This is a genomic window from Mesorhizobium sp. B2-6-2 (assembly GCF_006440615.1).
GTDB lineage: Bacteria > Pseudomonadota > Alphaproteobacteria > Rhizobiales > Rhizobiaceae > Mesorhizobium.
The window spans coordinates 118869-143224 of the sequence record NZ_VFUG01000002.1 but is presented as its reverse complement, the minus strand read 5'-3'; the positions used below and the strand labels follow the sequence as shown (position 1 = coordinate 143224).

25 protein-coding genes and 1 tRNA gene are annotated in these 24356 nt (G+C 62.7%); 16 read left to right on the top strand and 10 right to left on the bottom strand.

Annotated elements, in window-relative coordinates; translation table 11 throughout:
* The first annotated feature begins 210 nt into the window (after window positions 1-210).
* The gene (locus tag FJ419_RS06080) at window positions 211-420 is read left to right on the top strand and encodes a SlyX family protein (protein ID WP_140546338.1); all 210 of its coding nucleotides are present in this window, start codon (window positions 211-213) and stop codon (window positions 418-420) included.
* Window positions 421-441: 21 nt separating this feature from the next.
* Window positions 442-846, top strand: a complete 405-nt coding sequence (locus FJ419_RS06075; protein ID WP_140688467.1) for a hypothetical protein — start codon at window positions 442-444, stop codon at window positions 844-846.
* Here FJ419_RS06075 and FJ419_RS06070 read toward each other — a convergent pair.
* The 4 genes from FJ419_RS06070 to FJ419_RS06055 all read right to left on the bottom strand — a co-directional run bounded on the left by FJ419_RS06070 (window position 841) and on the right by FJ419_RS06055 (window position 3704).
* Window positions 841-1275, bottom strand: coding sequence for a GNAT family N-acetyltransferase (locus FJ419_RS06070; RefSeq protein WP_246679131.1), 435 nt, complete (start codon window positions 1273-1275; stop codon window positions 841-843). The two genes, FJ419_RS06075 and FJ419_RS06070, sit on opposite strands and share 6 nt — an antisense overlap.
* Window positions 1276-1363: 88 nt before the next feature.
* Window positions 1364-2353 (bottom strand): BMP family ABC transporter substrate-binding protein, encoded by a 990-nt coding sequence (locus FJ419_RS06065; protein ID WP_140688463.1) that lies wholly within the window; start codon window positions 2351-2353, stop codon window positions 1364-1366.
* 237 nt (window positions 2354-2590) lie between these two features.
* Window positions 2591-2917, bottom strand: coding sequence for a hypothetical protein (locus FJ419_RS06060; RefSeq protein WP_140632622.1), 327 nt, complete (start codon window positions 2915-2917; stop codon window positions 2591-2593).
* An 85-nt stretch (window positions 2918-3002) separates the two neighbouring features.
* Complete coding sequence (locus tag FJ419_RS06055; RefSeq protein WP_140688460.1) at window positions 3003-3704, bottom strand: DUF2569 family protein; 702 nt, start codon at window positions 3702-3704, stop codon at window positions 3003-3005.
* Between the two features lie 456 nt (window positions 3705-4160).
* Between FJ419_RS06055 and FJ419_RS06050 the strand changes: the two genes are divergently transcribed.
* Window positions 4161-4250 (top strand) — tRNA-Ser (locus FJ419_RS06050).
* A gap of 292 nt (window positions 4251-4542) precedes the next feature.
* On the opposite strand, the gene FJ419_RS06045 is transcribed toward FJ419_RS06050, so the two are convergent.
* Window positions 4543-5166, bottom strand: coding sequence for a TetR/AcrR family transcriptional regulator (locus FJ419_RS06045; protein WP_140688458.1), 624 nt, complete (start codon window positions 5164-5166; stop codon window positions 4543-4545).
* Between the two features lie 533 nt (window positions 5167-5699).
* On the opposite strand from FJ419_RS06045, the gene FJ419_RS06040 reads away from it, so the two are divergent.
* From FJ419_RS06040 to FJ419_RS06030, 3 genes are all read left to right on the top strand, one after another.
* Window positions 5700-6782, top strand: coding sequence for an efflux RND transporter periplasmic adaptor subunit (locus FJ419_RS06040; protein WP_140688456.1), 1083 nt, complete (start codon window positions 5700-5702; stop codon window positions 6780-6782).
* Window positions 6782-9883 carry an efflux RND transporter permease subunit gene (locus tag FJ419_RS06035; RefSeq protein ID WP_140688454.1) on the top strand — a complete coding sequence of 1034 codons (3102 nt, stop codon included), beginning with the start codon at window positions 6782-6784 and terminating at the stop codon, window positions 9881-9883. Before FJ419_RS06040 ends, FJ419_RS06035 begins: the two co-directional genes overlap by 1 nt.
* 141 nt (window positions 9884-10024) lie before the next feature.
* On the top strand, window positions 10025-11209 hold the full coding sequence (locus tag FJ419_RS06030; protein WP_140688452.1) for a patatin-like phospholipase family protein: 1185 nt from the start codon (window positions 10025-10027) through the stop codon (window positions 11207-11209).
* 311 nt (window positions 11210-11520) lie between these two features.
* On the opposite strand, the gene FJ419_RS06025 is transcribed toward FJ419_RS06030, so the two are convergent.
* On the bottom strand, window positions 11521-12165 hold the full coding sequence (locus tag FJ419_RS06025; RefSeq protein ID WP_140688450.1) for a hydrolase: 645 nt from the start codon (window positions 12163-12165) through the stop codon (window positions 11521-11523).
* Window positions 12166-12319: 154 nt separating this feature from the next.
* On the opposite strand from FJ419_RS06025, the gene FJ419_RS06020 reads away from it, so the two are divergent.
* Window positions 12320-13213 (top strand): LysR family transcriptional regulator, encoded by an 894-nt coding sequence (locus FJ419_RS06020; RefSeq protein WP_140688448.1) that lies wholly within the window; start codon window positions 12320-12322, stop codon window positions 13211-13213.
* Window positions 13214-13389: 176 nt separating this feature from the next.
* Here the strand turns inward: FJ419_RS06020 and FJ419_RS06015 are convergent, their stop codons facing one another.
* Entirely contained in the window at window positions 13390-13662 is a 273-nt protein-coding gene (locus FJ419_RS06015; RefSeq protein ID WP_140688446.1) for a KTSC domain-containing protein, read from the bottom strand.
* A 90-nt stretch (window positions 13663-13752) separates the two neighbouring features.
* Between FJ419_RS06015 and FJ419_RS06010 the strand changes: the two genes are divergently transcribed.
* From FJ419_RS06010 to FJ419_RS06000, 3 genes are all read left to right on the top strand, one after another.
* Window positions 13753-14364 (top strand): alpha-ketoglutarate-dependent dioxygenase AlkB, encoded by a 612-nt coding sequence (locus FJ419_RS06010; RefSeq protein WP_140688444.1) that lies wholly within the window; start codon window positions 13753-13755, stop codon window positions 14362-14364.
* A gap of 83 nt (window positions 14365-14447) precedes the next feature.
* A complete protein-coding gene (locus tag FJ419_RS06005) occupies window positions 14448-14855 on the top strand; it encodes a hypothetical protein (protein ID WP_140688442.1) in 408 nt (135 codons plus the stop codon).
* Between the two features lie 79 nt (window positions 14856-14934).
* Window positions 14935-16125 carry an NADH-quinone oxidoreductase subunit D gene (locus FJ419_RS06000; protein ID WP_140688440.1) on the top strand — a complete coding sequence of 397 codons (1191 nt, stop codon included), beginning with the start codon at window positions 14935-14937 and terminating at the stop codon, window positions 16123-16125.
* A 76-nt stretch (window positions 16126-16201) separates the two neighbouring features.
* On the opposite strand, the gene FJ419_RS05995 is transcribed toward FJ419_RS06000, so the two are convergent.
* Window positions 16202-16636 (bottom strand): hypothetical protein, encoded by a 435-nt coding sequence (locus FJ419_RS05995; RefSeq protein ID WP_140546328.1) that lies wholly within the window; start codon window positions 16634-16636, stop codon window positions 16202-16204.
* Window positions 16637-16937: 301 nt separating this feature from the next.
* On the opposite strand from FJ419_RS05995, the gene FJ419_RS05990 reads away from it, so the two are divergent.
* A complete protein-coding gene (locus FJ419_RS05990; RefSeq protein WP_095766249.1) occupies window positions 16938-17120 on the top strand; it encodes a hypothetical protein in 183 nt (60 codons plus the stop codon).
* A 153-nt stretch (window positions 17121-17273) separates the two neighbouring features.
* Here the strand turns inward: FJ419_RS05990 and FJ419_RS05985 are convergent, their stop codons facing one another.
* Window positions 17274-17930 (bottom strand): methyltransferase domain-containing protein, encoded by a 657-nt coding sequence (locus FJ419_RS05985; protein WP_181170628.1) that lies wholly within the window; start codon window positions 17928-17930, stop codon window positions 17274-17276.
* Between the two features lie 213 nt (window positions 17931-18143).
* Here FJ419_RS05985 and FJ419_RS05980 point away from each other — a divergent pair, with 213 nt between their 5' ends.
* Window positions 18144-18770, top strand: a complete 627-nt coding sequence (locus FJ419_RS05980) for a TetR family transcriptional regulator (protein ID WP_140688436.1) — start codon at window positions 18144-18146, stop codon at window positions 18768-18770.
* Entirely contained in the window at window positions 18767-18922 is a 156-nt protein-coding gene (locus FJ419_RS05975) for a hypothetical protein (protein ID WP_246679130.1), read from the top strand. Before FJ419_RS05980 ends, FJ419_RS05975 begins: the two co-directional genes overlap by 4 nt.
* A gap of 424 nt (window positions 18923-19346) precedes the next feature.
* On the opposite strand, the gene FJ419_RS05970 is transcribed toward FJ419_RS05975, so the two are convergent.
* Window positions 19347-20534, bottom strand: coding sequence for a Gfo/Idh/MocA family oxidoreductase (locus tag FJ419_RS05970; protein WP_140688434.1), 1188 nt, complete (start codon window positions 20532-20534; stop codon window positions 19347-19349).
* A 422-nt stretch (window positions 20535-20956) separates the two neighbouring features.
* Here FJ419_RS05970 and FJ419_RS05960 point away from each other — a divergent pair, with 422 nt between their 5' ends.
* The 3 genes from FJ419_RS05960 (at window position 20957) to FJ419_RS05950 (ending at window position 24346) form a co-directional block, all read left to right on the top strand.
* Window positions 20957-21844 carry a MurR/RpiR family transcriptional regulator gene (locus FJ419_RS05960; RefSeq protein WP_140688432.1) on the top strand — a complete coding sequence of 296 codons (888 nt, stop codon included), beginning with the start codon at window positions 20957-20959 and terminating at the stop codon, window positions 21842-21844.
* Window positions 21845-22040: 196 nt separating this feature from the next.
* Window positions 22041-22823: an SDR family oxidoreductase gene (locus tag FJ419_RS05955; RefSeq protein WP_140688430.1), complete on the top strand. Its 783-nt coding sequence runs from the start codon at window positions 22041-22043 to the stop codon at window positions 22821-22823.
* An 8-nt stretch (window positions 22824-22831) separates the two neighbouring features.
* Entirely contained in the window at window positions 22832-24346 is a 1515-nt protein-coding gene (locus FJ419_RS05950) for a mannitol dehydrogenase family protein (RefSeq protein ID WP_246679147.1), read from the top strand.
* Window positions 24347-24356 lie beyond the last annotated feature (10 nt).

Genomic DNA, 24356 nt, shown 5'->3' with positions numbered 1-24356 from the left:
CTAGCATGATGCCCCGCTTATGCCAATCGGCGGTGCACTCTCGACAAATCGCAGCGCCCTTGTCAATTTCGAACCTGAGCAGGTTCCGCAAAACTGTCCACGGTTTAGCGATCAGACCTGCGGGAACCAATAGGGCCTAAGCAGATATATTCGGGCATCCACGAACATCTGCTGAGGCGGAGGCTTCACACTCGCAAGGGGTCGGTTTGCATGACCATGCCTGATGATCGGCTGACGGCGTTGGAAATCCGCGCCGCCGAGCAGGAAAACACAATCGAGGAACTGTCCGGGCAGATCGCCGAACAGTGGAAGGTGATCGAGCGCATGGAGCGCAAGCTCGCAGCGCTCACCGACCGATTCCTGGAGTTGGAGGAGCAGACCGCCTCCGATGTTCCGGTGACCAAGCCGCCGCACTGGTGAGGAGCACGGGAAAAGACGGCCATGTCCGGTGAAAGCGACCGTGTCGCCAGGGCCGGCGACTATGTCTTTGGCCTGATGAACGACAGGGAACGCGCTCGCGCCGAGCGCGATCTCGAGATCGATCCCGCCTTTCGCGATACGGTGCTGCGGCTGGCCGAGCGCTTGCGCGCCTTCGATCCCGCGGCACCTGAAGGGCGCGACAATGGCTGGGATCTGGTCACGCAGCGCCTTGCCGAATTGCCGCAGATGCAGGCACGGCTCGCCGGCATTGCCGCCCCCGAGGCCGAACCGCCGCCGATGATCCTCCGGCTCGAGCGCAAGCCCTATGGCGTCGGCCTGCATTCGCGTGGCGGCAGGCTTTGCTTTGTTATTGCGCTTGCCCTGCTGGCCGCCTTTGCACTCGGCTATCTCGCCGGCACGCTATAGCTCACGCGACATGAGAAGCATCGGCGCGCCGTCCTGCTCGAAGGTCTCGACCGCCGTCCATCCAAGCGCCTCGTAGAAGCCGCGCGCCTGCCATGTATAGAGATAGAGCTTGCCGACACCGGATGAGACGGCACGAGCCTCGACGGTTCTGACCAGCGCCGTGCCGACGCCGCTGCCGCGATATCCATCCTCGACGATCAGCCCGGCCAGCCATGGCGAGAAGTCGTGCGGCGAACTGATTTCGCTGCGGACGAGCAGGCAGCTCCCGATCGGCCGGCCACGGTCGCGCGCAACGAAGGCTGCCTCGGAGCCGTCGCCGGCGATCAGCCCGCGCAACCCGGCTATGTCCTCGTCGAGTGTCCGATCCGTGCCTTCGAAGAAAGCCGCGAGGCGAAGCCCCGCGATTGCTTCGACGTCACCTTCAGCCATGGCCTCGATCGTCGGCCGCATAGTTCCCTCTCCAAAGCGAAACCGCCGGGCGTTGACCCGGCGGTTCAAACCTTGCTTCAGCCGCAGATCAATAGGGGCAGGCGTTGTCGGTGGTGTAGTCGTGCACCTGGACCTTGCCCGAGATGATGTCGGCCTTGGCCTTTTCGACGGCCGCCTTCATCTCGTCGGTGACCAGCGCCTTGTTGTTGTCGTCCATGGCGTAATCGACGCCGCCTTCCTTGAGGCCGAGATTTTCGAGGCCACCTTTGAAGGTGCCGTTCTTGCCATCCATGAAGGTGTTGTAGACGGCGACGTCGACCCGCTTCATCATCGAGGTCAGCACCTTGCCCGGCTGCAGGCCGTTCTGGTTGGAATCGACGCCGATGCCGAGCTTGCCGGCATCCGCTGCCGCCTGCAGCACGCCGACGCCGGTGCCGCCGGCAGCGGCGTAGACCACGTCGGCGCCCTGGTCGATCTGCGTCTTGGCGATCTCGCCGCCCTTGGCCGGATCGTTCCAGGCGGCCGGCGTGTCGCCGGTCATGTTCTGGATGACGTCCGTCGCGCCGGCCGACTTGGCGCCGCCGACATAGCCGCATTCGAACTTGCGGATCAGCGGGATGTCCATGCCGCCGACGAAGCCGACCTTTTTCGATTTCGACGCCATCGCCGCCAGGATGCCGACGAGATAGGAGCCTTCGTTCTCCTTGAACACCAGCGAGCGGACATTGGGCAGGTCGACGGCATCGTCGATGATGGCGAAGTTGAGGTCGGTATATTCGGCTGCGACTTTCTTCAGCGCATCTTCCCAGGAAAAGCCGGCCATGACGATCGGGTTGCGGCCGTCCTCGGCGAAGCGGCGCAGCGCCTGCTCGCGCTGCGAGGCGTTGGAGACTTCGAATTCGACATAGGCGATGCCGGTTTCCTTCTTGAACTTCTCGGCACCGTTATAGGCGGCCTCGTTGAAGGATTTGTCGAACTTGCCGCCCAGATCGTAGAGGATGGCGGGCTGCACGTCCGCGGCGAATGCCGGAAGAACCATTGCAGTTGCGGCCAGAAGGCCGAGAACGATACGTTTCATGTGATCCACACCCTGTCGGTTATTTTTCCGTTATGCGCCGCCTGCCCGCCCGGTTCTCCGGCAGGCTTGCGGCGCCAGGCAGGAAGTGTTTTGCCCCTCCCGCTCGCGGTCAATCTGGCACGGCGCGAAACAAAATTCACGTGGAATTTTGACCTGTTGGAAAAGCGGTTACCGGCGGCAGGCCTCGGCGGTTTCGCCGTGGCCGTCCGTCCGCAACGGCGTCAAAACAAGGGGCCTTCAGGGACTTGGCGCGAATTCCGCGCCGCGGCGCTTGCGCCGGTAGCCGATGGCGTAGAGCAGGAAGGCCAGCACCGCGAAAACAGCAAAACCTGGTTGCGCGAGCACCCATGCGACGGCGCCGTCCCAGACCAACGGGCTTGCCTTGGCGCGCACGAAAGTCTCGAAGGCCGCACGGGTATCGGGCGAGACCGCGAGCCAACTTGCATTGAGCGGCGTCATCACCAGCGAGGAGGCTGCGACCGAGCGTGTCGTATCGATCACCGCCATGATCACGGAGATCGACAGCGCAACCATGGCTGCCAGCCGAAAGATGAAACGCAACATCGACGCTCTCCCCGGGAAAGCTCCCGTCTACCCCCGCAATCGACATAGAGCCTGCGTGGTTTCCGCGCAATCGCGACCCGTGAAATTAGCGAGCCCGCGCCGGTCTGCGCCGATTCACCCGCCAGACGGCCAAAATACCGCCGGCGATCGCGCCGACGATCAGGCCTCCCAGGCCGACAAAAGCCGCGAAAAATCCGCAGGCGCCCTCGAAGCAGCTCATATGCGTCAGGTCCGCTATCAGCGAACCGGCGAAGAAACCGGCGCAGGCGCCGACCGCGCCGCCAAGGATGATGCCGAGCAGCGCGGCAAGGATCGAGACCAAGACCGGCGGCCGCTCGGTCTCCGGATTGGCGTAGATCGTCTCGGCGCCGGCCCCGTTGCGCAGCAGGTAGATGCAGAGCAGGCCGATGGCGATCTCGGCGACGGTGAAACCCAGCGCCTCGGCCGAGAAGACGAAGTCGGACACGAGCAACACATAGGCCTGGCGCACCAGGAGCCAGATGATGATGGCGATCTGCCAGATCGTGTAATGGCGCGGGAAGCGGGCCGAGCGGTTGAAGGCAAGGCCAAGCAGGTACAGCCCCCACAGGATGGTGATGACGCCGCCGGTAAGGCCGCCATAGACCAGGAAGAACACGCTGTCGGGCAGGCTGAAGTCGCCGATCAGCCGCCAGGAGGAGATCAGCCCGTAGGCCGACAGCCCCATGACGATGACGAGCCACGCCACCGGGATGAGGGAAAGCCCGCCGTCCGGCCGCCCTGCGGGTTGCTGGTCGATCGATGCCATGTCGGGACGATGCCCCTCGCCCAGGCAATTCCGGGAAAGCCACCTCGCGGCTTTCCGGCGGGAATTGCAAAAAACCGAACCGGCAATCCAGGGAAAGCTCGCAACCGTCCACCGGGACTGCATGAAAACAAAGATTTGCCGCAGTCGACAGCCGGGCGGAGGCGAAGTCAAGCATCACCGGCGCGTCGCGATCGGCCTGTGCACATCATTCGAACGTGTCGCTTCCTGAGCGCGCCTTCGCGCCCATACACGGCAAAAGCCGCGGCAATGCCAATATGGCTTGGCATTCGCTTTAGGATCGACTAGATGAGCCCCGCGCCTGTTTGCCTAGACGGCTAGCGGTGCCGGGAAGGGTTGCCTGCCGGTTGAGGGCACACCAGACCTCCGTTGAGGACTTCCCGTGGGAGCATCTCCCCAACCCGCGCGGCGAAACCGACCGACGCGAGATGCCAAGACGGAGAGGTGGCCGAGTGGTTGAAGGCGCACGCCTGGAAAGTGTGTTTACGGGAAACCGTAACGCGGGTTCGAATCCCGCTCTCTCCGCCAGTAACTTTCCTAATAAACTTGACGATTTCAATAACTTAGCTAATTTCTGAGAACGCCCACACGGGAGCATGTGCTTCTTTCGGGGGAAAATCGAGCAAGATCGGCAGGATTCGACGCTCAGCGTCGACGTGATCAGCGTGCTGTCTGGGGCCGCAAAACGGAACGTACGCTTTTCGGGAGATTGAGAGCAGACATAGCATCCAGCGTGGTGACGATCGTTTGATCCAAACAGACGCCGACCAGCCACCGTCAGCAAAGTCTTCGCGCGTGGCAAACATCGCGAACGGCAATATCATGACCATTTTTTCCAGGCGTTCTCTTGGTCCGACCGCGATGTGCCCAAGGCCCGAAGCACCGACTCGACGGTCTGTTGGGTCAATTCGGGCCTGGCGCCGCGATCAAGGATACCCCGCGTCACCTGTAGCCATATGCCCATCACGATGTCTGCTGCCAGCTCCGTGTCCATTATGCTCACCCGCTCTTGGACTATTGCCTGGGCGATATCCGCCTTGAGGTTCGTCCGGATACTTCGCGCATTCTCGGCGCGCGACTGAGAACTCTGGATGACCAGACGTGCCCAGTTCGAGTCCGAGATCGCCTTTTCCAAGAACTTCGTGAAGGCGAAGGATAGGCGCTTGATGGGATCCTCTAGCGCGAGGCGCGCACCCGTCAGCACCGCGTCGAAGCTCTCCCCGAGTTTCTCCCCTACTGCCGCAGCCAGTTCGTCGATGCTCTGAAAGTGGTAGTAGAAGGTACCCTTCGCGACGCCGGCTGCCTCTACCACTGCGTCAACCGTAACCGCTTCGCGGGGCCGTTCCGCCATCAGCATCATCCCGGCATCCAAGATCAGCGTACGCGTCTTTTCTCGCTTCTCCCGTCCGATCTCCGCCCTGCGCGCTAAATCAACCTTCGCCATCCGTCTTGCCTTTTTTGCATCACACCATTACGCAAACGTCATATTGACCATTTAGTCGATTTGACCTGTTTGTGCAATATGAAAGTTTCTCAGCCGGCCAAAAACGGCCCGGGCCCCATTTTCGCAACACAAGCGAGGGCAAACACTGGAATATCTTATTGGATTTCGGCCCGTTCACGCCTGTCAACCTTGCTACTTCCAACGTGGTTACCCTGACCGTCAACGCGGCCGGGTGGAAGCACCCGTGGCCGCTAATGCTGACCAGGCGTTTGAAAGCCAGATAGCGTCCATGCTTGGCAAGCCCCTGAGCGCAGCAGAATCCCTGCCTATTGGTGGGGCTCTCGCTTCCTATCTCCTTCGAACTCGCCTGCCATTCGCCATGCCTTTCTGCATGGCATGATTGCGTGGAACTCATATTGACTATGAAGTCGATTTGACTTAAAAGCCTAAATCGAAATTGAGCCACTTAACTCGGCTGGTGGCTTGCTTCTTTCAGTTCCCTGCAACCCCGATCTTCTCGAGCGGAGGCTTCCATGCGCCTGTCGTCGCGTCACTTGCTTTTGGCTGGCATCGCCGGCCTTTGTCTTGCTGGTTGTTCACAAAAGGAGGCCGAGGCGCCGGCAGCGCCGCGAACGGCCCGCGTGGTGGTGGTAACGCCTCATAAGCTTGTGCTGGTGGCGCAGGGCGCCGGCCGTATCCAGTCACGCTATGTCAGCGAGGTTGGCTTCGAGGTCGGCGGCCGGCTCGTCTCACGCATTGTCGACGTCGGCGCAGCAGTCAAAAAAGGCCAGAAGCTCGCGGAACTCAGCGCCGTGGATTACCAGAACAAGGTGACCGCCAGCGCGGCGGACCTCGACGCGGCCAAGGCCGCGCTCACCCAGGCCGCGGCCCAGGAGGACAGGTTTCGGGTCCTCCTCGGCAAGGGGTTCGCCACGCATTCGCAGTACGATGACGCGCTGAGGTCACTGCGAAGCGCGCAAGCGCAGGTTCAGGCAACTGACGCGAACCTGCGTATCGCACAGAACCAGCTCGCCTATACGGAACTCAAAGCGCCCGACGATGGCATCGTGACCGCGACCGGGGCAGACCCCGGTCAGGTGGTGGCCGCCGGGCAGATGGTGGTGGAGATCTCGCGCAATGACGAGCGCGAGGCCGTCTTCGCCGTAGCAAGCGGGGACATCGTCAAGGCAAGGCTCGGGATGTCGGTGAGCGTTGCGCTCCAGGCCCATCCGGAAATCGCGGTGACAGGCACGCTCCGCGAGATTTCGCCCACGGCTGACAGCACCACCGGCACCTATCAGGTGAAGGTGTCGTTGCCTGCCCCGCCCCCGCAAATGCGGCTGGGAGCAATCGTCGTTGGTCGCGCCGAAAGCGACGAAGGTCAGATGGTCGCGACACTTCCGCCCAGCGCGCTGCTGCAGTCCGCAGACCAGCCCCAGGTTTGGTTGGTGGGCAATGACGACAAGGTAGAACGGCGCAAGGTCCAACTGCTCGAGTTCGATGCAAATTCCGTCACCGTGAGCCAGGGATTGGCCCCGGGCGATAAAGTGGTCGTCGCCGGCGTCAACTCGCTTGCCGACGGCGAAGTGGTCAAGCCCAATGCGGAGGTTGAGTGATGGCAAGCTTCAACCTTTCCGAATGGGCCGTTCACAACCGGTCGATTGTCGTCTTCCTCATGCTCGTCTGCGTCGTCGCCGGGATCACCTCCTACGAGCGGCTCGGCCGTCAGGAAGACCCTGATTTCACGGTGCAGACCATGGTTGTCCAGGCGAACTGGCCTGGGGCAACCGCCGCAGACACGCTACAGCAGGTGACGGACCGGATCGAGAAAAAGCTCGAGGAGACCCCGAACCTCGACTACCTCAAGAGCTACACCAAGCCGGGCCAGGCGACCATTTTCGTCAACCTGAAGGAGTCCACTCAAAAGCGCGACCTCGCCGGTATCTGGTACCAGGTCCGCAAGGAGGTCGACGATATAAGGCAGACCCTGCCGCAGGGCGTGGTCGGACCCTTCTTCAACGACGAGTTTGGCGACGTCTTCGGCACCATCTACGGCATAACCTATGACGGTTTCAGCCCACGTCAGGCGCGCGACTTCGCCGAGACCGCGCGGGCCGAATTCTTGCGCGTTCCCGATGTAGGCAAGGTCGACATTTACGGCGACCAGGACGAGAAGGTCTATCTGAATTTCTCACCGCAGAAGCTCGCCAATCTGAAGCTTAACCTCGATGACGTGCTGACGGCGATCGCCCGCCAGAATGCCGTCGTGCCTTCCGGCATCATCAACACGCCCAGCGAGAACATACTGGTCGACATGACCGGTTCCCTGTTGGCACCCGATGACATAGCCAAGCTCAATTTGTCAGTGGACGGGCATTTCTACAAGCTCTCGGACATCGCTGAGGTACAGCGCGGCTATAGCGATCCGCCGAGCAAGATGTTTCGCGTCAACGGCAAGCCGGCCATAGGTATCGGCATCAACATGCGCGACGGAGGCAACAATCTCGACTTCGGCAAGGGATTGCACGCGGTGGCGGAGCGGCTGAAACAGCGCTTCCCGGTCGGCATCGAGCTCAATCTGGTATCAGACCAGCCCGAGGTCGTGCGTGAGGCAATCGGCGAATTCACCAAGGCTCTCCTCGAAGCGGTTGCAATCGTGCTTGTCGTGAGCTTCCTCAGCCTGGGGCTGCGCGCCGGCCTGGTCGTCGCGCTGTCCATTCCGCTCGTCCTCGCCATAGTCTTCGCATTCATGGAGTTCGCGGGAATCAGCCTGCAGCGCATTTCGCTTGGTGCGCTGATCATCGCTCTCGGTCTTCTGGTCGATGACGCCATGATCACGATCGAGATGATGATCTCCAAGATCGAAGAGGGTATGCCGAAGATCAAGGCAGCAACCTTCGCCTATACGTCCACCGCCTTTCCAATGCTGACGGGAACGCTGATTACGCTGCTCGGCTTCCTGCCGATCGGGTTCGCGGACAACAATACCGGGCAATACTGCTTCTCGCTGTTTGCCGTCATAGGCGTCGCGCTCATCGCCTCGTGGTTCGTGGCCGTCATCTTCGCGCCGGTGCTCGGGCTGACCCTCTTGCCTGCACACATGAAAGCGCATGGCGTGGCCGAGCCGGGACGATTCATGCGGCTGTTCGGGCGCCTCCTGACTTTCACCATGCGGCACCGCTTCCTCACCATCGCCGCATCGCTCATCGCTTTCGGCGCCTCGCTCTACGGCATGGGCTTCGTCCAGCAGCAGTTCTTCCCGTCTTCCAACCGGCCTGAGCTGCTGGTGACGATGACCCTGCCCAAGAACGCCTCGATCGCCGCTACCGAGGCGCAAACGGAACGACTGGAGAAGGCGCTTGCGGGCGACCCTGATATCAACCGCTTCTCTTCCTACGGCGGCGGCGGCGCCATCCGATTCTACCTGCCTCTGGATGTGCAGCTCGACAACGACTTCATGGCTGAGACCGTGGTCGTCGCCAAGGACCTTCAGGCGCGCGATCGCGTGCAGACCAAACTGCAGACGTTGTTCGCCGACAATTTTCCGGACGTGACCGTGCGCATTTCGCGCCTGGAATTGGGGCCGCCTGTTGGCTGGCCCGTGCAGTACCGGGTGAGCGCGCCCACTCCCGAGGATGCCAGGAAGTATGGCGAGCGGGTTGCCGACATCCTGCGGGCTTCCGGCCTCGTGCAGAACGTCAACTTCGACTGGGGCGAGAAGAATAAGGCGCTGCGCATCGTCGTGAACCAGGATCGTGTCCGGCAGGCGGGCCTCAGCTCCGAACAGCTTTCCCAGACACTCAACCGGGTTCTCAACGGCTCGACGGTCACGCAACTGCGCGATTCCATCTATCTGGTGGACATGGTCGCGCGCGCTCAGAACGACGAGCGTTCCAGTATCGAAGCCCTGCGCCACCTTCAGATTACCACGCCTACGGGTGCAACCGTTCCATTGCGCGAGCTCGCCGATTTCAAATACGAACTTGATGAAGGGTATGTCTGGAGGCGCCAACGCTTGCCCACCATCACAGTTCAGGCACAGCCGCTGCCGGGACTGCAGCCGGCCTTGGTTCACCAACGCATCGCTGGCGCGCTGGACGCGCTTTCCAAGTCGATGCCGGCGGAAACATCGATCGAGACCGGCGGAACGGTGGAAAAAAGCTCGCTTAGCAACGCCGCCCTTCTGGCCCAGTTTCCGCTGATGATCACGTTGATGCTTACCGTGTTGATGATCCAGCTCGGGAGTTTCCGGCAGGTCGCCATGGTGATCAGCGTGGCGCCCCTCGGCCTCATTGGAGTTGCCATCGCGCTGCTCACCACCAATACGCCAATGGGCTTCATCGCGACGCTCGGCATCATTGCGCTCGCCGGCATGATCATCCGCAACTCGGTGATCCTGGTGCATCAGATCGAGCATGAGCGGGCCCAGGGGGTTGAGCCGTGGAAGGCGGTGATCGACGCGACCGTCCACCGGTTCCGGCCGATCATGCTCACCGCGGCAGCGGCGATCCTCGGCATGATCCCGATCATGCACGACGTCTTCTGGGGGCCCATGGCCTACTCCATCGTCGGCGGACTTGCCGTCGCCACCATGCTGACGCTGGTCTTCCTGCCGGCCCTTTATGTGGCAGTGAACGGCATCCGGGAAAAGGACGAGTCGTCGACCACAATCGAGCCACACGCCAGTTCATCCCCGGTCGCGGCCTTGGTGGACTGAGCATGCCATGTCGGAAGCACGGCGCGTTTCCATCGCGCCCTGCTGATGACCGTCGTCTCCTTCGCCGTACTTGGAGGAGAACAGCTTTTTCGCAGCGTCGCCATAACTTAAAAAAGAAATCCCGCCAGGAACCTGAAAGCTATGCTGAGGATCATCCTCCTTGGTCTATGTGCAATTCAGCTTACGGGCTGCATCGCCGCCTACCCACGCGATGGCGTGCCGATAGAACACATGGCGGCAGCCGAAGTGACCGGCTATCCCGGCGACATACGCATCTGGGGCGATTCCGATGAAAATTTCCCGCCCGACCGTCTCATCTCATTTCGCGACGAGAGAATTAAGGCGGCAAAAGCCGACCCTTCGATCAAACTACGAGAGCTTGCTGCGCTTACCATTTCGGGCGGCGGCAGCAGCGGTGCCTTCGGAGCCGGAATCCTTGTCGGCTGGACGAAGGCCGGGACCAGGCCCAGATTCGACATCGTCACCGGCATCAGCACCGGATCGTTGATCGCGCCGTTCGCGTTCCTTGGCCCTGCCTTTGACGATCGCTTGAAGCATGCCTTCACCACAATCAAGGACGCCAATATCTACACGGAGCACAGCTTCCTCGGCGTTCTGTCGAGCGCATCGTTCACCAGCAACGCCCCCCTTGCCAGGATGCTGGACGAAGAAGTCACCGAGGAGATGCTCGATCAGATCGCCCGAGAATCCGGCAAGGGACGGCGGCTCTTCATCGGAACGACCAACCTCGATGCTGATCGGCCGGTGATTTGGGACATGGGCGCGATTGCGGCGAGCCATCGGCCGGACCGGCTGAAGCTCTTCAAGCAGGTTATCCTGGCCTCCACCGCCATTCCCGGAATTTTCCCTCCAGTCGAGCTGAAAGTGACCGCCGCGGGCAAAACGTACCACGAAATGCACGTCGACGGCGGCACCACCAATCAGGTGTTTCTCATGCCTGCTGGCTTGAGCCTGCGCGAGCTCGATCGCGCGTTCCACGCACGGGTCAAGGCTCGCATCTATATCATCCGCAACGGCAGGACGACGCCTGAACCATCTGTGGTGAACGCCACGCTGCCAGATATCGCCGAAAAGGCAGTCTTCTCCCTAATCAAGACGCAAGGGATCGGCGATCTCTACCGGCTCTACGCCATCTCCAAGCGCGACGGTATCGATTACAACTTCATAGACGTTCCGGCCGACTTCACCGACGAGCCAAAAACCCCATTCGAGAATAAGTTCATGCGGGCGCTATTCGAAAAAGGCTATGAAATGGGCCGCAACGGCGTGCCTTGGAAAAACGTGCCACCCGGGTTTTCGAGATGAACTGGTCGAGCCGTTGACCCGTCGTGGCCCGCCGGTCGGTCCGGAAAGTCGGCCTGAATCTCTACCACGAGCTATTTCTTCGTCCTCTATCTGTCGAAGTGGCGGATGCTCCACAAGCAAGCGGCAGGCCAAGAGTGAAGGTGGGAGGCATCGAGGAACTCCGCGAGTTATTCAAAAGGCGGCGGGTGGGATCACACGCAATCGCCGCACATGAGCGGATTGTTTCGGTAGAAGGCTTCCTTGTGATGTGGGGCGGCGAGGGCCGGCAAACGGATCGATTCCGACCCTCACGCGTGCCATGCCGGCCGGGATCAGCCAGCTACTGGCGTGTTGAGAAGCTGCTGCTCCCAAAGATACGCGATGCCGCTGCCGCCGAAGTGCTGGATGAGAATCTCGGTCAGGTCCTCGACATGCTCGGTGCGCGCCCAATCGCGTTGCCATTCGCCAGCGAGCGCCATCACGGTCATCACGTTCGCGCCGGCCGCGATCATTCGCTGGATGGCAACTTCGTGAGACTCCTTCGAAATCCCGCCCGACGCGTCGGTGATCACGGTCACGTCCCAGCCTTCGCCGGCGGCCTGGATGACAGGCATTGCGACGCAGACCTCGGTCCACAGGCCGGCGATGATCAGCTGCTTGCGGCCGGTCGCCTTGACGACGTTCACCACATTCTCGTCCTGCCAGGTGTTCACCCAGGTGCGATCGATGACTTCCTGGTTCGGAAATACCTCGGTGATCTGCTTGAAAAGAAGTCCACCGCGCGCCGCGATGACGCTGGTGAGAATGGTCGGAACATTGAAGGCCTTTGCTAGCTTCGCCAGCGCGGTCGTGTTGTTGACCACCATGTGCGGGTCGTGGCTGTTCAGGTTTGCGAGCTGATAGGGTTGGTGATCAATCAGAACGAGGACCGAGTCTTCGGGACGAAGAAGCGAATCGAGACCGTTACGAGGGGTCATCAAGACTTCCTTTCTCTGCCGCCATGGACGGCGATGGGTTCAAGGGAGGCACGCGTCGGCGGGCGACGTTGCCTGGTCGCAATTTGCCGTTCCCATTGACGATGCGGTAGTGCCATAGTCAGGCAAGCTGTGTCGCGAAACAAGGAACGCTGGAATGGACGTCGAAGACCTGCAGACATTCGTCGCGGTGGCCGATGCAGGAGGCGTGTCGGCCGCTGCGCGCCGGCTCGGCGTCTCCAAGTCAATCGTCAGCCGGCGGCTCTTCAGGATCGAAGCCGAGCTTGGCGTCCAGCTCCTTGCGCGGACGACGCGCGGCGCCGCGCTCACGGAAGCGGGAATCACGTTCAGGGATCATGCGGCTCGAGCCAGCGCCGAGATCGATGCAGCTCGGGAGACGATTCTTCCCACCGGCGAGCTGCGCGGCCGCCTGAGGGTTGCCATGCCGCTGACGTTCGGCCCGACGCACTTCGCCCCCGTGCTAGCGGAAATGGCGCGTCTGCATCCAAAACTTCACATCCATACGTCCTACAGCGATCGCTTTGTCGATCTTATCGCAGAGGGGTTCGATTGCGCGATCCGGGGCGCCTACCTTCAGGACTCCAACCTGATCGCGAAGCGTGTCGGGCCGATCCATGGAAAGCTTGTCGCCAGCCCGGCTTATATTGAAGCGAACGGCTCACCCGAGGCTCCGGGCGAGCTCGCCACCCATCAGGCCCTCATGCAGGGAACGGAAGTCTGGCAGTTCCTGGATGGCGACAAGATCGTCACGGTCCAACCGCAGGGCAGGTTCAAGGCCGACAGCGCCACGGCGCTTGCCGCGGCGGCGGCGGCGGGTCTCGGCATCACCTGGCTCCCCGATTGCATCACGTACCCCTATGTGACCTCCGGCGCATTGGTTCCGATCATGACGCGTTATCCGGTCCCTCCGGGGGCTGCCTATGTCGTCCGCCCGCCGGGTCAGCACCCCACGCGGAAAGTGCGGGTGCTCACTGAAATGCTGAGCGAGTATTTCAAACGCAACCCGGAACTTTGGGGTTTCGACGGCTAGGACGCGAACGGAGCCAAGCCTCGTCAAGAACCTGCATTCGACGGTCGCTCTATAGCGAGGTGCCAAGCTCGCCCGCGCCCGCGTTCCGCTGCCCGCGCATAAACTCGGTATCATTCATATCTTACTATTCGCTCGTGACCCTGTTTTAGAGGGCTATGGAAAGGAACCGAGTGGCTTTAATTCTCTGGTTTGTCGTTCTCGGCCCGCCATCTAACTTGAGTGATTTCTATACTTTCGGCCGAGCCTTCATGCTCGACCAGGTGATATCTGAAGCGGTCGCGAACGAATTCGTTGAAGAACTGCCCTTTTGAGAAAGCCGCCTTGAAAGCCGTGTAGACCTCGGGTCCGACGTCCTCATAGTCATAGCGCTTGCCGGTCGGGACGAACCATACCGAAAGGATCCGCCTCGACGGATCGTAATGGATAGTCCGGATCGCGGTGGAAGGCATGTGCCGCCTCCTGCTTCCAACGCTTAATCCTTCCTGCGCCGCGAGGTTCCGCCGTATTGCACAGGAGGCCCGATTGCCTATCTGAGCCGCATGACATCATTGAAAAACCGAGCTGCCGGCGACGCTTTCCAGGGCGATCTTTTCGGTGCGCCTGCAAGCCTGCCGTCCATGCCAGTAGGCTTCTCCTACCAGCCGGACCTGATTGCCCGCGACGAAGAACACGAGCTGGTCCGCCATATCCAGGGCCTGCCTTTCAAGCCATTCGATTTTCACGGCCATCTTGCCAACAGGCAAATCGTCGGCTTCGGCTTGCGCTACGATTACGAACGCCGCCAGGTCGTGGAGGCGCCGCCCATACCGGACTTCCTGCTGCCGCTTCGGGCGAAGGTCGCCGCCTCCGCAGGCGTTCCGGCAGCCGAATTCGCGCAAGTGCTGATCAACGAATATCGCCCGGGCGCGGGCATAGGCTGGCATCGGGACAAGCCGCATTTCGAGCTGGTCGCCGGCGTTTCTCTGCTCGCGCCCTGCAGCTTCCGGCTGCGCCGCAAGAACGGCGCGGCATGGGACCGTGAAACGATCGAGGTCGAGCCCAGATCGCTCTACCTCATGGCAGGGCCGGCCAGGCACGAGTGGGAGCACAGCATCCCGCCCGTCGAACGCCATCGCTATTCGGTGACGTTGCGGACAATGCGGGCTCTTTAAGCAGCCGCGCCGGCGATTATCCGGGAACCATCGCCGGGCGCCAGGGTTGTGTCGTCAGGTTTTCCAGATGGAAAGGAAAGACGATGCGCATGTTGACGATGGTCCTGACGCTATCGGCAATGGCATTGGCGCAACCCGCTTCCGCTCAACGCGCCGATCCGCAGCCGCCGCAAGCGACGCCCCCTGCCCAGGAGCCCATCCCCGGCCAGCCGCAGCCCGGCCAGAACCCCGGCCAGGACGATGCCGCCCAGAACGTCACCAACATCGTCGTGGTGGCGATGGAGGACCTGCCCTCGGAAGTGAAGGCGCAGGCCGAAGCCATAGTCACCAGGACGACCGCCAAGGAACTGGCCAAGCTGCAGAACTCGGTCGACGCCTCGCCCGAGGCGACGTCGGTTCTGCATGCGAACGGACTGAATTCCTCGCAGGTCGTCGCCGCCAACATCGACGGTGACGGCACGCTGACGCTGATCATCCAGACGACGGCCTGACCTTTGGGGGCATGACCCAGCCGAACGGCGGCCGACGGGCCGCGGTTCGCCTTCGATCCTCACTCTTGCGGAGGCCGTCATGACCGAAGCCGCGGTCCGCAACTTCATGCTCAACTTCGGGCCGCAGCACCCGTCGGCGCATGGCGTGCTCAGGCTGGTGCTGGAACTGGACGGCGAGATCGTCGATCGCGCCGATCCGCATATTGGCCTGCTCCATCGCGGCACCGAAAAGCTGATCGAATACAAGAACTATCTGCAGGCCCTGCCCTATTTCGATCGGCTCGACTACGTCGCGCCGATGAACCAGGAGCATGCCTTTTGCCTTGCCGCCGAAAAGCTGCTCGAACTGTCCGTTCCCCGGCGCGGCCAACTGATCCGCGTGCTGTTTTGCGAGATCGGGCGGCTCTTGTCGCATCTTCTCAACGTCACCACGCAGGCCATGGATATCGGCGCCCTGACGCCGCCGCTATGGGGTTTCGCCGAACGCGAGAAGTTGATGGTGTTTTATGAACGCGCCTCAGGTGCGCGTATGCACGCGAACTATTTCCGCGTCGGCGGCGTCCATCAGGATCTGCCGGAAAAGCTGCTCGACGACATCTGGGACTTTTGCGATCCGTTTCTGAAGGCCTGCGACAATCTCGAGGGCCTGCTCACCGACAACCGCATCTTCAAGCAGCGCAATGTCGATGTCGGCGTGATCTCGCTCGACGACGCCTGGGCCATGGGCTTCTCCGGCCCCATGGTGCGCGGCTCGGGCGCCGCCTGGGACCTGCGCAAGGCGCAGCCCTATGAATGCTATCCCGAAATGGATTTCGACATCCCCATCGGCAAGCACGGCGACTGTTACGATCGCTATCTGGTGCGCATGGAAGAGATGCGCCAGTCGGTGCGGATCATGCGGCAGTGCCTGGAAAAGCTGCGCTCATCCGACGGCCAGGGTCCTGTCGCCGTGCCGAACCAGAAGATCACGCCGCCGCCGCGCGCCACCATGAAGCGCTCGATGGAAGCGACCATCCAGCATTTCAAGCTTTATACTGAAGGCCACCGCGTGCCGCCCGGAGAGGTCTATGCCGCGGTCGAGGCGCCGAAAGGCGAGTTCGGCGTCTATCTGGTCTCGGATGGCAGCAACGTTCCCTATCGCTGCAAGATACGCGCGCCGTCCTTCGCCCATCTCCAGGCAATGGATTTCCTGTCGCGCGGGCATATGGTGGCCGATGTCGCGGCGATCATCGGCTCGCTCGACATCGTGTTCGGCGAGATCGATCGCTGACGCGGAGGAGAGTCCGGCGCCTCTCCTTCGTCTCCGTCAACCGTCGAGCCCGACGCGATCCCGCGACGGAACCGCTCTAACGCATGAACACCGCCCTCAGCCAGGCAAAAATGCCGGCGCCCGGGGAGATCGCCGCGCGCACGCGCGAGGCCGCCCAGCGGGCCGGCATGTTGGCGCCGACATGGCAATGGCAGACGACTTCATGCAGCTGCCAGTCGCTCATTTCGAAGAAGCGCTTGGCTTCGCCGTAAGTGTCGTCCCGCAGGCCTTGCGCGCGGAAGATCGGGTCCTCGAAAGCGATGGTGATCGCCGAACCGTCGATACGCATTCTTTGGCGCACATCGGCTGAGGCATATTCGGTGCCCGCCAGCGCCGTGAGGCGGCGGCCGGGATTTTGTTCAAGAAGCTGCGCCCAGCGCTCGAGGCGCTGGCCGCGATTGGCGATGAGAGCCGGTGCTTCGGCATGAACGTCGGCAACGGCGTTGATCTGATCAAGGGTTTGGTGCTTCACGGCCGTCTCCTGTGTCGGCAGATGGCCCCCGTCCACAACGGGATTTAAGGCGCCGACCGACGCCGGCAAGAGCCGAAACAGGCAGGTGGAATCATTTGATCATTGTCTGCCGCCGTCGCGCGCCGCGATCGTGTTGGAACCATCCGCGGGCGTGGCCGTTCTGCCAGCTTGCGCCGCCGATCGCTCCAGACGAAGCGTCCGAATGCAGCGGTCACCTCCATCAGTTCAGGTCGGGCAGGACATCCCGGTTTTTGGGATTAGCAGCAGGCCTTGCCAAGGCATCGAACGGAAGGAAAACGCGATGGCCATTCTCCCCAATCCGGACCCATCTCCCACGCCCGTGCCCACGCCGCCGCCCATCCCGGAACCGAAACCGGTGCGCGAGCCGGAGCCGGACCGGCTGCCCGACGAGGAGCCGATCCCCAATCCCGATGAGAATGACGCGCCGCCCAGGCATTCCGCAACCAGGCGGCGCCGGATTTGAACGGCTCGTGGGAGGCGCCTGATGCGCCTCCCGCCGCCCGATCATTCCCCGCGCATCGTCGCCTGGAAGGTCGGCAGGTGCTTCTTCTGCGCCTCGATCATGCGTTCGCGGTAGACGCCGTAGATGACATCGGTGTCGTGCAGTCCTCGTCCTTCATGATTTGATGCCCCGCAGGTAATGCAGGCCGAGCCAGTTGAGCGGGCCGCCTTCGATGCGCTCGAACCCGGCTGCCGCCAGCGGTTCGCGAAGGCGGTGCAGGTCGAATTGGCCATGCGGGCCGTGCTTTGCCGACAGGTGTCTGCGCTCGCCCAGCGGTCCGGCGTAATCGATCAGCAGCAGCCGCCCGCCGGGGGGCAGAACGCGCGCGGCTTCACGCAGGCAAAAGCCGCGCCTTGCCTCCGGCACCATATGCAACACCGTCGTGAAGGTGACGACATCGAAGCGACCTTCCTCGAACGGCAGCTCGGCCGCATCGGCATGGTGAAACGCGATGTCGAGGCCGGCCCGGCTCGCCTTGCGGCGCGCGGCGGCAAGCATCTTTTCGGAGACGTCGACCCCAACCACCGATCCACCGGGCTGCACGCGGCGCCAGGCCGAAATCGCCTGGGTGCCGGTGCCACATCCGACGTCCAGCAAGTGGAAGCCCGGCGCCAGGCCGGCCAGATCGAGCATGGCCTCGCGATAGGCCTTGTCGCGCCCACGGGTCAATATGAGTACCAGCAGATCATAGAGGCGCGGAAAGCCGATGCCCCTGTTGGCCTCAGGGCCGATTGCGGCCCCCGCGTGTGCTTCGCTTCGCGTATGGTGCATGTTCGTCACGTCCTTTCTTCAGCAGCGCAAGGTCCGGCCGATACCGGCACAGCGACCGCGGCTGGCGTAGTTTCGAAACAGCTCGTAGGATAATGGACAGCTTGTTCGGGATTTTCGACGGAAGAAGCGGGCGGACCATTCGCTATCGGACAATCCGAGCCCGCTGTCCCGGAAAAGTCGCCCAATCCGTGGCGACAGCAAAGGAGCGAACCCATGCCTCGGGAAATCGACCGGAGGGCCGCCCGAACCCGCAAAGCCCTCCACGAGGCGCTGCTGGCGCTGATGCTGCGCAAGGGCTATGAGGCCCTTTCGGTGCAGGACATCATCGACGAAGCCGATGTCGGCCGCTCGACATTCTATGCGCATTATACGGGCAAGGAGGACTTGCTGCGCAGCGGCTTCCAGATGCTTCGGGAGGAGCTCAAGGAAGCGCAGTCGGCGACGCGCGCTGGAGCCGAAGCATCGCGCTCCGATCCGCTAGGCTTCAGCACGGCCATGTTCGAGCATGCGGCCCAATATGCCGACCATTATCGCACGATGAGCGGCGGGCGGGGCGGCGCAGTGACGGAGAACGAAATTCGCCTGATCCTGTCGGAAATGGTGCGGCAGGAATTGCCCCCTACCCTCCACGGCGATGCCATCCCGCGCGACTTCGTAGTGCAATTCATCGTCGGCGCTTTTCTTACAGCGTTGAACTGGTGGTTCGAGCGAAAGCCGAAATTGTCTCCGTCCCAGGTAGACGCCATGTTCCGGCGCCTGGCGCTCGAGGGGCTTTCACACCTGATCGGCAACGAGCGCCGGCAGGTCGGTCGCCCGGCCGCAAGCCGCGATACCGATTGATCGGTCTCAAGGACGCAAGAGACGCAGCGCTTATCCAAACCGCGCCGCCGATGGCCGGCGTGACGCTTGCAGTGCTGCCGCCGCTGGTGCTCTTCGTCTTCCTGCGGCGCCTCTTCGTCGGTTCCATCGTTGGGTCCGCGATCAAGGGGTAACACGATCGAGCACCCTCAGGCGTCCGGCTTGGTTCCACCGCAGATCAGATAGTAACACTCGTCGTGGCGCATATATTCGGGAGCACCCCCGCATCCGGCCAATCGCCAGTGTCGCGGTAGGTTTTGAGAAGGCGCATGCATTGCGCCACTTCCTTGGCGTTGCCTCGATACAGCACCAAAGCTTGCGGCGCCGCGAACGCAACGGCCGCTAGAGCAAGGCACCCGAGACTAGCTGCGAGAAAGAGAGATTTTTGCATTGCTTCCAAATACGGTCGGACAGGCGTCCAGACAGCGAACACCTCGTATCATCATTAACACATCAGTGGCAGGCACTTGCTTAGTCCGGCGATACTTTGTGGGTTGTGAACCCAGTCTCAGTCGGCGATCGGGAGCACGACAAACTATTACGTCGTCCCTTGCTCGATCAGCCTCCGAACCTCGCTGCCGTCCACACTCCTCCCGCCGCGCTCGACTCCACCGCGGCGGCGACAAACTTCACGCCGCGCGCGCCGTCGACAACATCGGGCACCTGCGCCGCCCGCGCGGCGTCGATCGCACCGCCCGAGCGATGCGCGCGGATGATCTCGGCGGCATCACGATAGAAATTGGCGAAGGCCTCGATATAGCCTTCGGGATGGGCAGCCGGCATGCGCGAGACGCGCCGGGCTTCCGCCGTCGAGCCATGGCCGCCGCGCACCAGCGTGCAGGCTTCCTCGCCATAGGGCGAGAAGCGCAACTCCTCCGGCCGCGATCCAAACCATTCGAGCCCGGCCTTCTCGCCATAGATGCGCACCGAAAGGTCGTTGTAGTGACCGGGCGAGGTCTGGCTGGCGAGGATCGTGCCGCGCGCCCCGCCCGCCCAGCGCAGCAGCACATGCGCGTTGTCGTCGAGCCGCCGTCCCGGCACGGCGGTGAAGAGGTCGGCCGAAACCGCCTCGGCCTCGAAGCCGGAGACGAAGCTTGCCAGGTTGAAGGCATGCACGCCGATATCGGCGAGCACCGCCGACTGCCCGGCGCGCGCCGGATCGGTACGCCATTCCGCCTGCTTCTGGCCCTCGGCGTCGATTGGCCTGGTTAGCCAGTCCTGGATGTAGGCGCCATGCACCGAGACGATCCGGCCGAGCTCGCCCGCCGCCACCATTTCGCGCGCCTGGCGGACCATGGCGTAGCCGGTATTGTTGAGCGTGACGACAAAACGGCGCTGCTTCGCTTTTGTCAGCGCAACCAGCGCCTCGGCCTCGGCAAGCGTCGTCGACAGCGGCTTGTCGCAAATGACGTCTATGCCGACCTCGAGGAACGCCGTGGCGATCGGCGCGTGCAAATGATTGGGCGTGACGATGACCACCGCCTCGATGCCGTCGGCCCGCGCCGCTTCGGCCTTCGCCATGGCGCGGTAGTCGGCATAGCTGCGCTCAGGCGCGATGCCGATCTCCGCGGCGGAGGCTGCGGCATTTTCCGGATCCGAGGACAGCGCGCCGGCGACCAGCGCGATCTGGTCGTCGAGCCGCATCGCCAGCCGGTGCACGGCGCCGATGAAGGCATTGCGGCCGCCGCCGACCATGCCGACCCGGAGGCGTTGACGGGAGATATCGTCAGCGGTTGCATGGACCATGTTTCGATTCCTCGCGGATAACTGTCATTGGCAGCGCGGGACTATACGGGGGCTTCCCACCAATTTCGAACAGTTTTTCCAGATTTTGTTTTGTAAAACGATCGTGCCGCACTAGGCTTGTAGGAAAGACGGAGGGTCTGGGCGATGAAGCGTCGGATGGCTGCCCTTTTTCCGGGCGCTGGAGCCGCCCCTCACCTGCCTGCCGGCATCCTCTCCCCGTATAGTGACGGGGAGAGGGGCGCTCTCATCACCGGTTTCGCCAATCGCCAGCGTTGCGGAAAGGGCGCCAAGGCTGCGGCCGCTTCCCTTCTCCCCGTCACTATACGGGGAGAAGGTGCCGGTAGGCGGATGAGGGGCGGCGCCAACTTCGAAAATTGGCGGTCTTTACCTTCTTGCGCAGTACTTCAAACCCGGCCCATGCCATGAGCGGGCGGCGAACCTCACCCGGCGAAGCCGGTGACAGCGCTCCCCGCAAACAAGGCCGTTCGCTGGCAGCACTTGGCTACACGAAACCGCAAACCTACGAGGAATTGCGGGCCGTGCTTGCGTCGGGAACCGTGCATTTCCCGAAGCGGCTTCGCCAGGTGGCGATCTTCCTCTGGCAGCATCCGAGCGAAGTGGCGCTTGGCACGATCGCGCAAGTGGCGGATCAGGCCGGCGTGCAGCCTTCGACCCTGGTGCGCTTCGCGCAGATCTTCGGCTATTCCGGCTTTTCCGATTTCCAGCTCCTGTTCAAGGACCGCATGAAGGGCTCCTGGCCGGACACGCAAGGCGGCCAGGACAAGGCCGCGGAGCCGAACGCCAACCTGCATTTCCTCAATGGCATGATCGGTGCCTGCCAGACCTCGCTTGGCCGCATCGGCAATGATTTCGATATCGCCGCTTTCGAGACGATGGTCGATCACCTGGCGGCGGCCGAGCTGATCTATGTCATCGGCAGCAAGCGCGCCTTCCCCGTCACCACCTATCTGTCGCTGACGCTCTCGCAGCAGGGCGTGCGTAACGTGCTGGTCGACAATGTCGGCTCGACCGCGCTCGACCAGGTCGGCTGCATCGCGCCGCGCGATGCGGTGCTGGCCGTCTCCTTTAGCCCCTACAACTCGATTACGCCCGATCTCGTCGCCGTGGCGCATGAGCGCAAGGCGCGCATTCTCACCATCACCGACAGCACCTTTTCGCCGTTGGCAAAACTCTCCGACACCTGGCTGGAAGTGGTCGAGCAGGACTTTGGCGGTTTCCGCTCGCTTGCCGCCTCGCTTGCGGTCGGCATGGCGTTGGTCCACGGCGTCGTTGCGCGCCGGACAGGCTGACAAGAGCAATTCCAGGAGAAGGGTGAGCGGTTAAGTTCGGCGTCTTCGCCGTAACCTTTCATCCGGAATTGCGAAAGACAAGGAGATAGAGCGGTTCACCGGTTCCATGAAAACGGTGAACCGCTTTAGCACGATTGACTAAAGAGAACCATCGTTCCATATTTGAAAAAATGGAAACTTTGTTCCGGGAGGAGGAATGGAGGTTCGTCTCGACGGCAAGGTGGTGCTGGTCACCGGCGCGACGCAAGGCATCGGCCGGGCCATCGCCGAGACGCTCGCGCGCTCCGGCGCCGCCGGACTGCTGATCACCGGGCGGGACCAGAAGCGCGGCGACGCGGTCACCGCCGAACTCGCGGCCATGGGCACTCCCGCCGCCTTCGCTGCTGCCGATCTCGGCGACCCCGAGGCCCCGGCGCGACTGGCGCAAGCCTGCATCGACCACTTCGGCCGCATCGACGGGCTGGTCAACGCCGCCGGCCTGACCGACCGCGCTTCTTTCCTCGACGCCACGCTCGACGACTGGGCGGCACTGTTTGCCGTCAACGCCCGCGCGCCCTTCTTCCTGATGCAGGCGGCAATTGCCGATATGAAGAAACGCGGGCAGGGCGGCTCGATCGTCAACATTCTGTCGATCAACGCGCATTGCGGCTCGCCGGAGCTTGCCGTCTATTCCGCCACCAAGGGCGCGCTGGCGACGCTGACCAAGAACGCCGCCAACGCGCACCGCTTCGACCGCATCCGCGTCAACGGCATCAATGTCGGATGGACCGACACGCCGGCCGAACGGATCATGCAGGCCGAGACGCTCGGCCACGGTCCGGGCTGGCTCGACGCGGCCAATGCGACGCAACCCTTTGGCCGGCTGTTCTCCGTAACCGACATAGCCAATCTTGCCGTCTTCCTGCTTTCCGACGCGGCCGGCCCGATGACCGGCGCGCTGATCGACCAGGAGCAATGGGTGATCGGAGCCAACCGGTGAGCGCCGAGATGCTCAGCCCTGCCCTGCTCGGCCACTTGCCATCGGAGGTTCGCAAGCCGGCTTACGATCGCGCTGCGCTGAAGCCAGGCATCGCCCATATCGGCGTCGGCGCCTTTCACCGCTGCCATCAGGCCGAATACACCGACGATCTTCTGGCGAGGGATTTCGACCGCTGGGGACTGGTCGGCATCAACATCCGCCCTCCCTTGCTGGCCGACACGTTGGGGCGCCAGGATGGCCTCTACACGCGGCTGATCCGCCAGAACGACGAGATCGAGGCGCGCGTCATCGGCAGCATCATGCGCGTCGTCGACAGCCAGGACAGCGCGGCGCTGGCGCTGGATGTGCTCGCCTCGCCCGACATCGAGACGGTCACCATGACGGTGACCGAGAAAGGCTATTGCCACATCCCGTCGAGCGGCGCGCTCGACCTCGACCATCCCGATATCGTGCACGACCTCGCCAATCCCGAGGCGCCGCGCAGCACGCCCGGCATCCTGGCGCGCGCGCTGGAACTGCGCATGGCCACGCATGGCAGGCCGGTGACGCTGTTGTCCTGCGACAACATCCCGACCAACGGCATCATCCTTGGCAATGTCGTGCGCACGTTCGCCGAACGGCGCGGCAGGAAGCTGGCGGACTGGATCGAAGCCAATATCGCCTTCCCGTCGGCCATGGTCGACCGCATCGCGCCGGCGACGACCGAGGCCGATATCGACACCGTCGAGCGGCGCTTCGGCTACAGCGACGGCGCCGTCGTCGTCGGCGAGCGCTTCCGCCAATGGGTGATCGAGAACCGCTTCGCCGGCCGCGTCCCGCGCTGGGATCTTGTCGGCGCGACCTTCATCGACGACGTCACGCCATTCGAGCACCTCAAGATGCGTGTGCTGAACGGTGCCCAGACGACGCTCAGCTATCTCGGGGTATTGGGCGGGTTGGAACACACTTCGGACGCCATCGCCGATCCGCTTCTGGCCAGTTTCGTTCGACGCATGCTGACGGAGGAAACGCTGCCGACGCTGAGGCCCGTGCCCGGCATAGCGCCGGCCGCCTATGTCGAGCAGAGCCTGTCGCGCCTCGCCAACACCGCGATCCGACATCGCAATCACCAGATCGCCACCGACGGCTCGCAGAAGATCGTACAGCGCCTGCTCAACCCGATCCGCGACCGCCTGGCGAAGGGCGAGGGCATTGCGCTCCTCTCGGTGCCGGTCGCCGGCTGGATGGCTTATCTGATCAGGGCTTCGGCCCGCTTCGGCCGCGCCTGGCAGGTGTCCGATCCGTTTGCCGACAAGATCGCCGCCATCGCCGACCGCATCGGTGCGGATAGCAAAGCGCTCGTCGATTCGATCCTCGCCATCGACGCTATCTTCGACCCGGCCTTGGCCGCCAACGCCAAATTCCGTGCCCATGTCGTCGCCGGGCTCAATGGTTTGCTTACGGACGATCCGATGGGCTTTGTCGGACAAGTCTGCGCTGGGCCAACCGATGCGCGGTTGAAGCAGCCGGCGCGATCTGCATAGTTAGCAACCG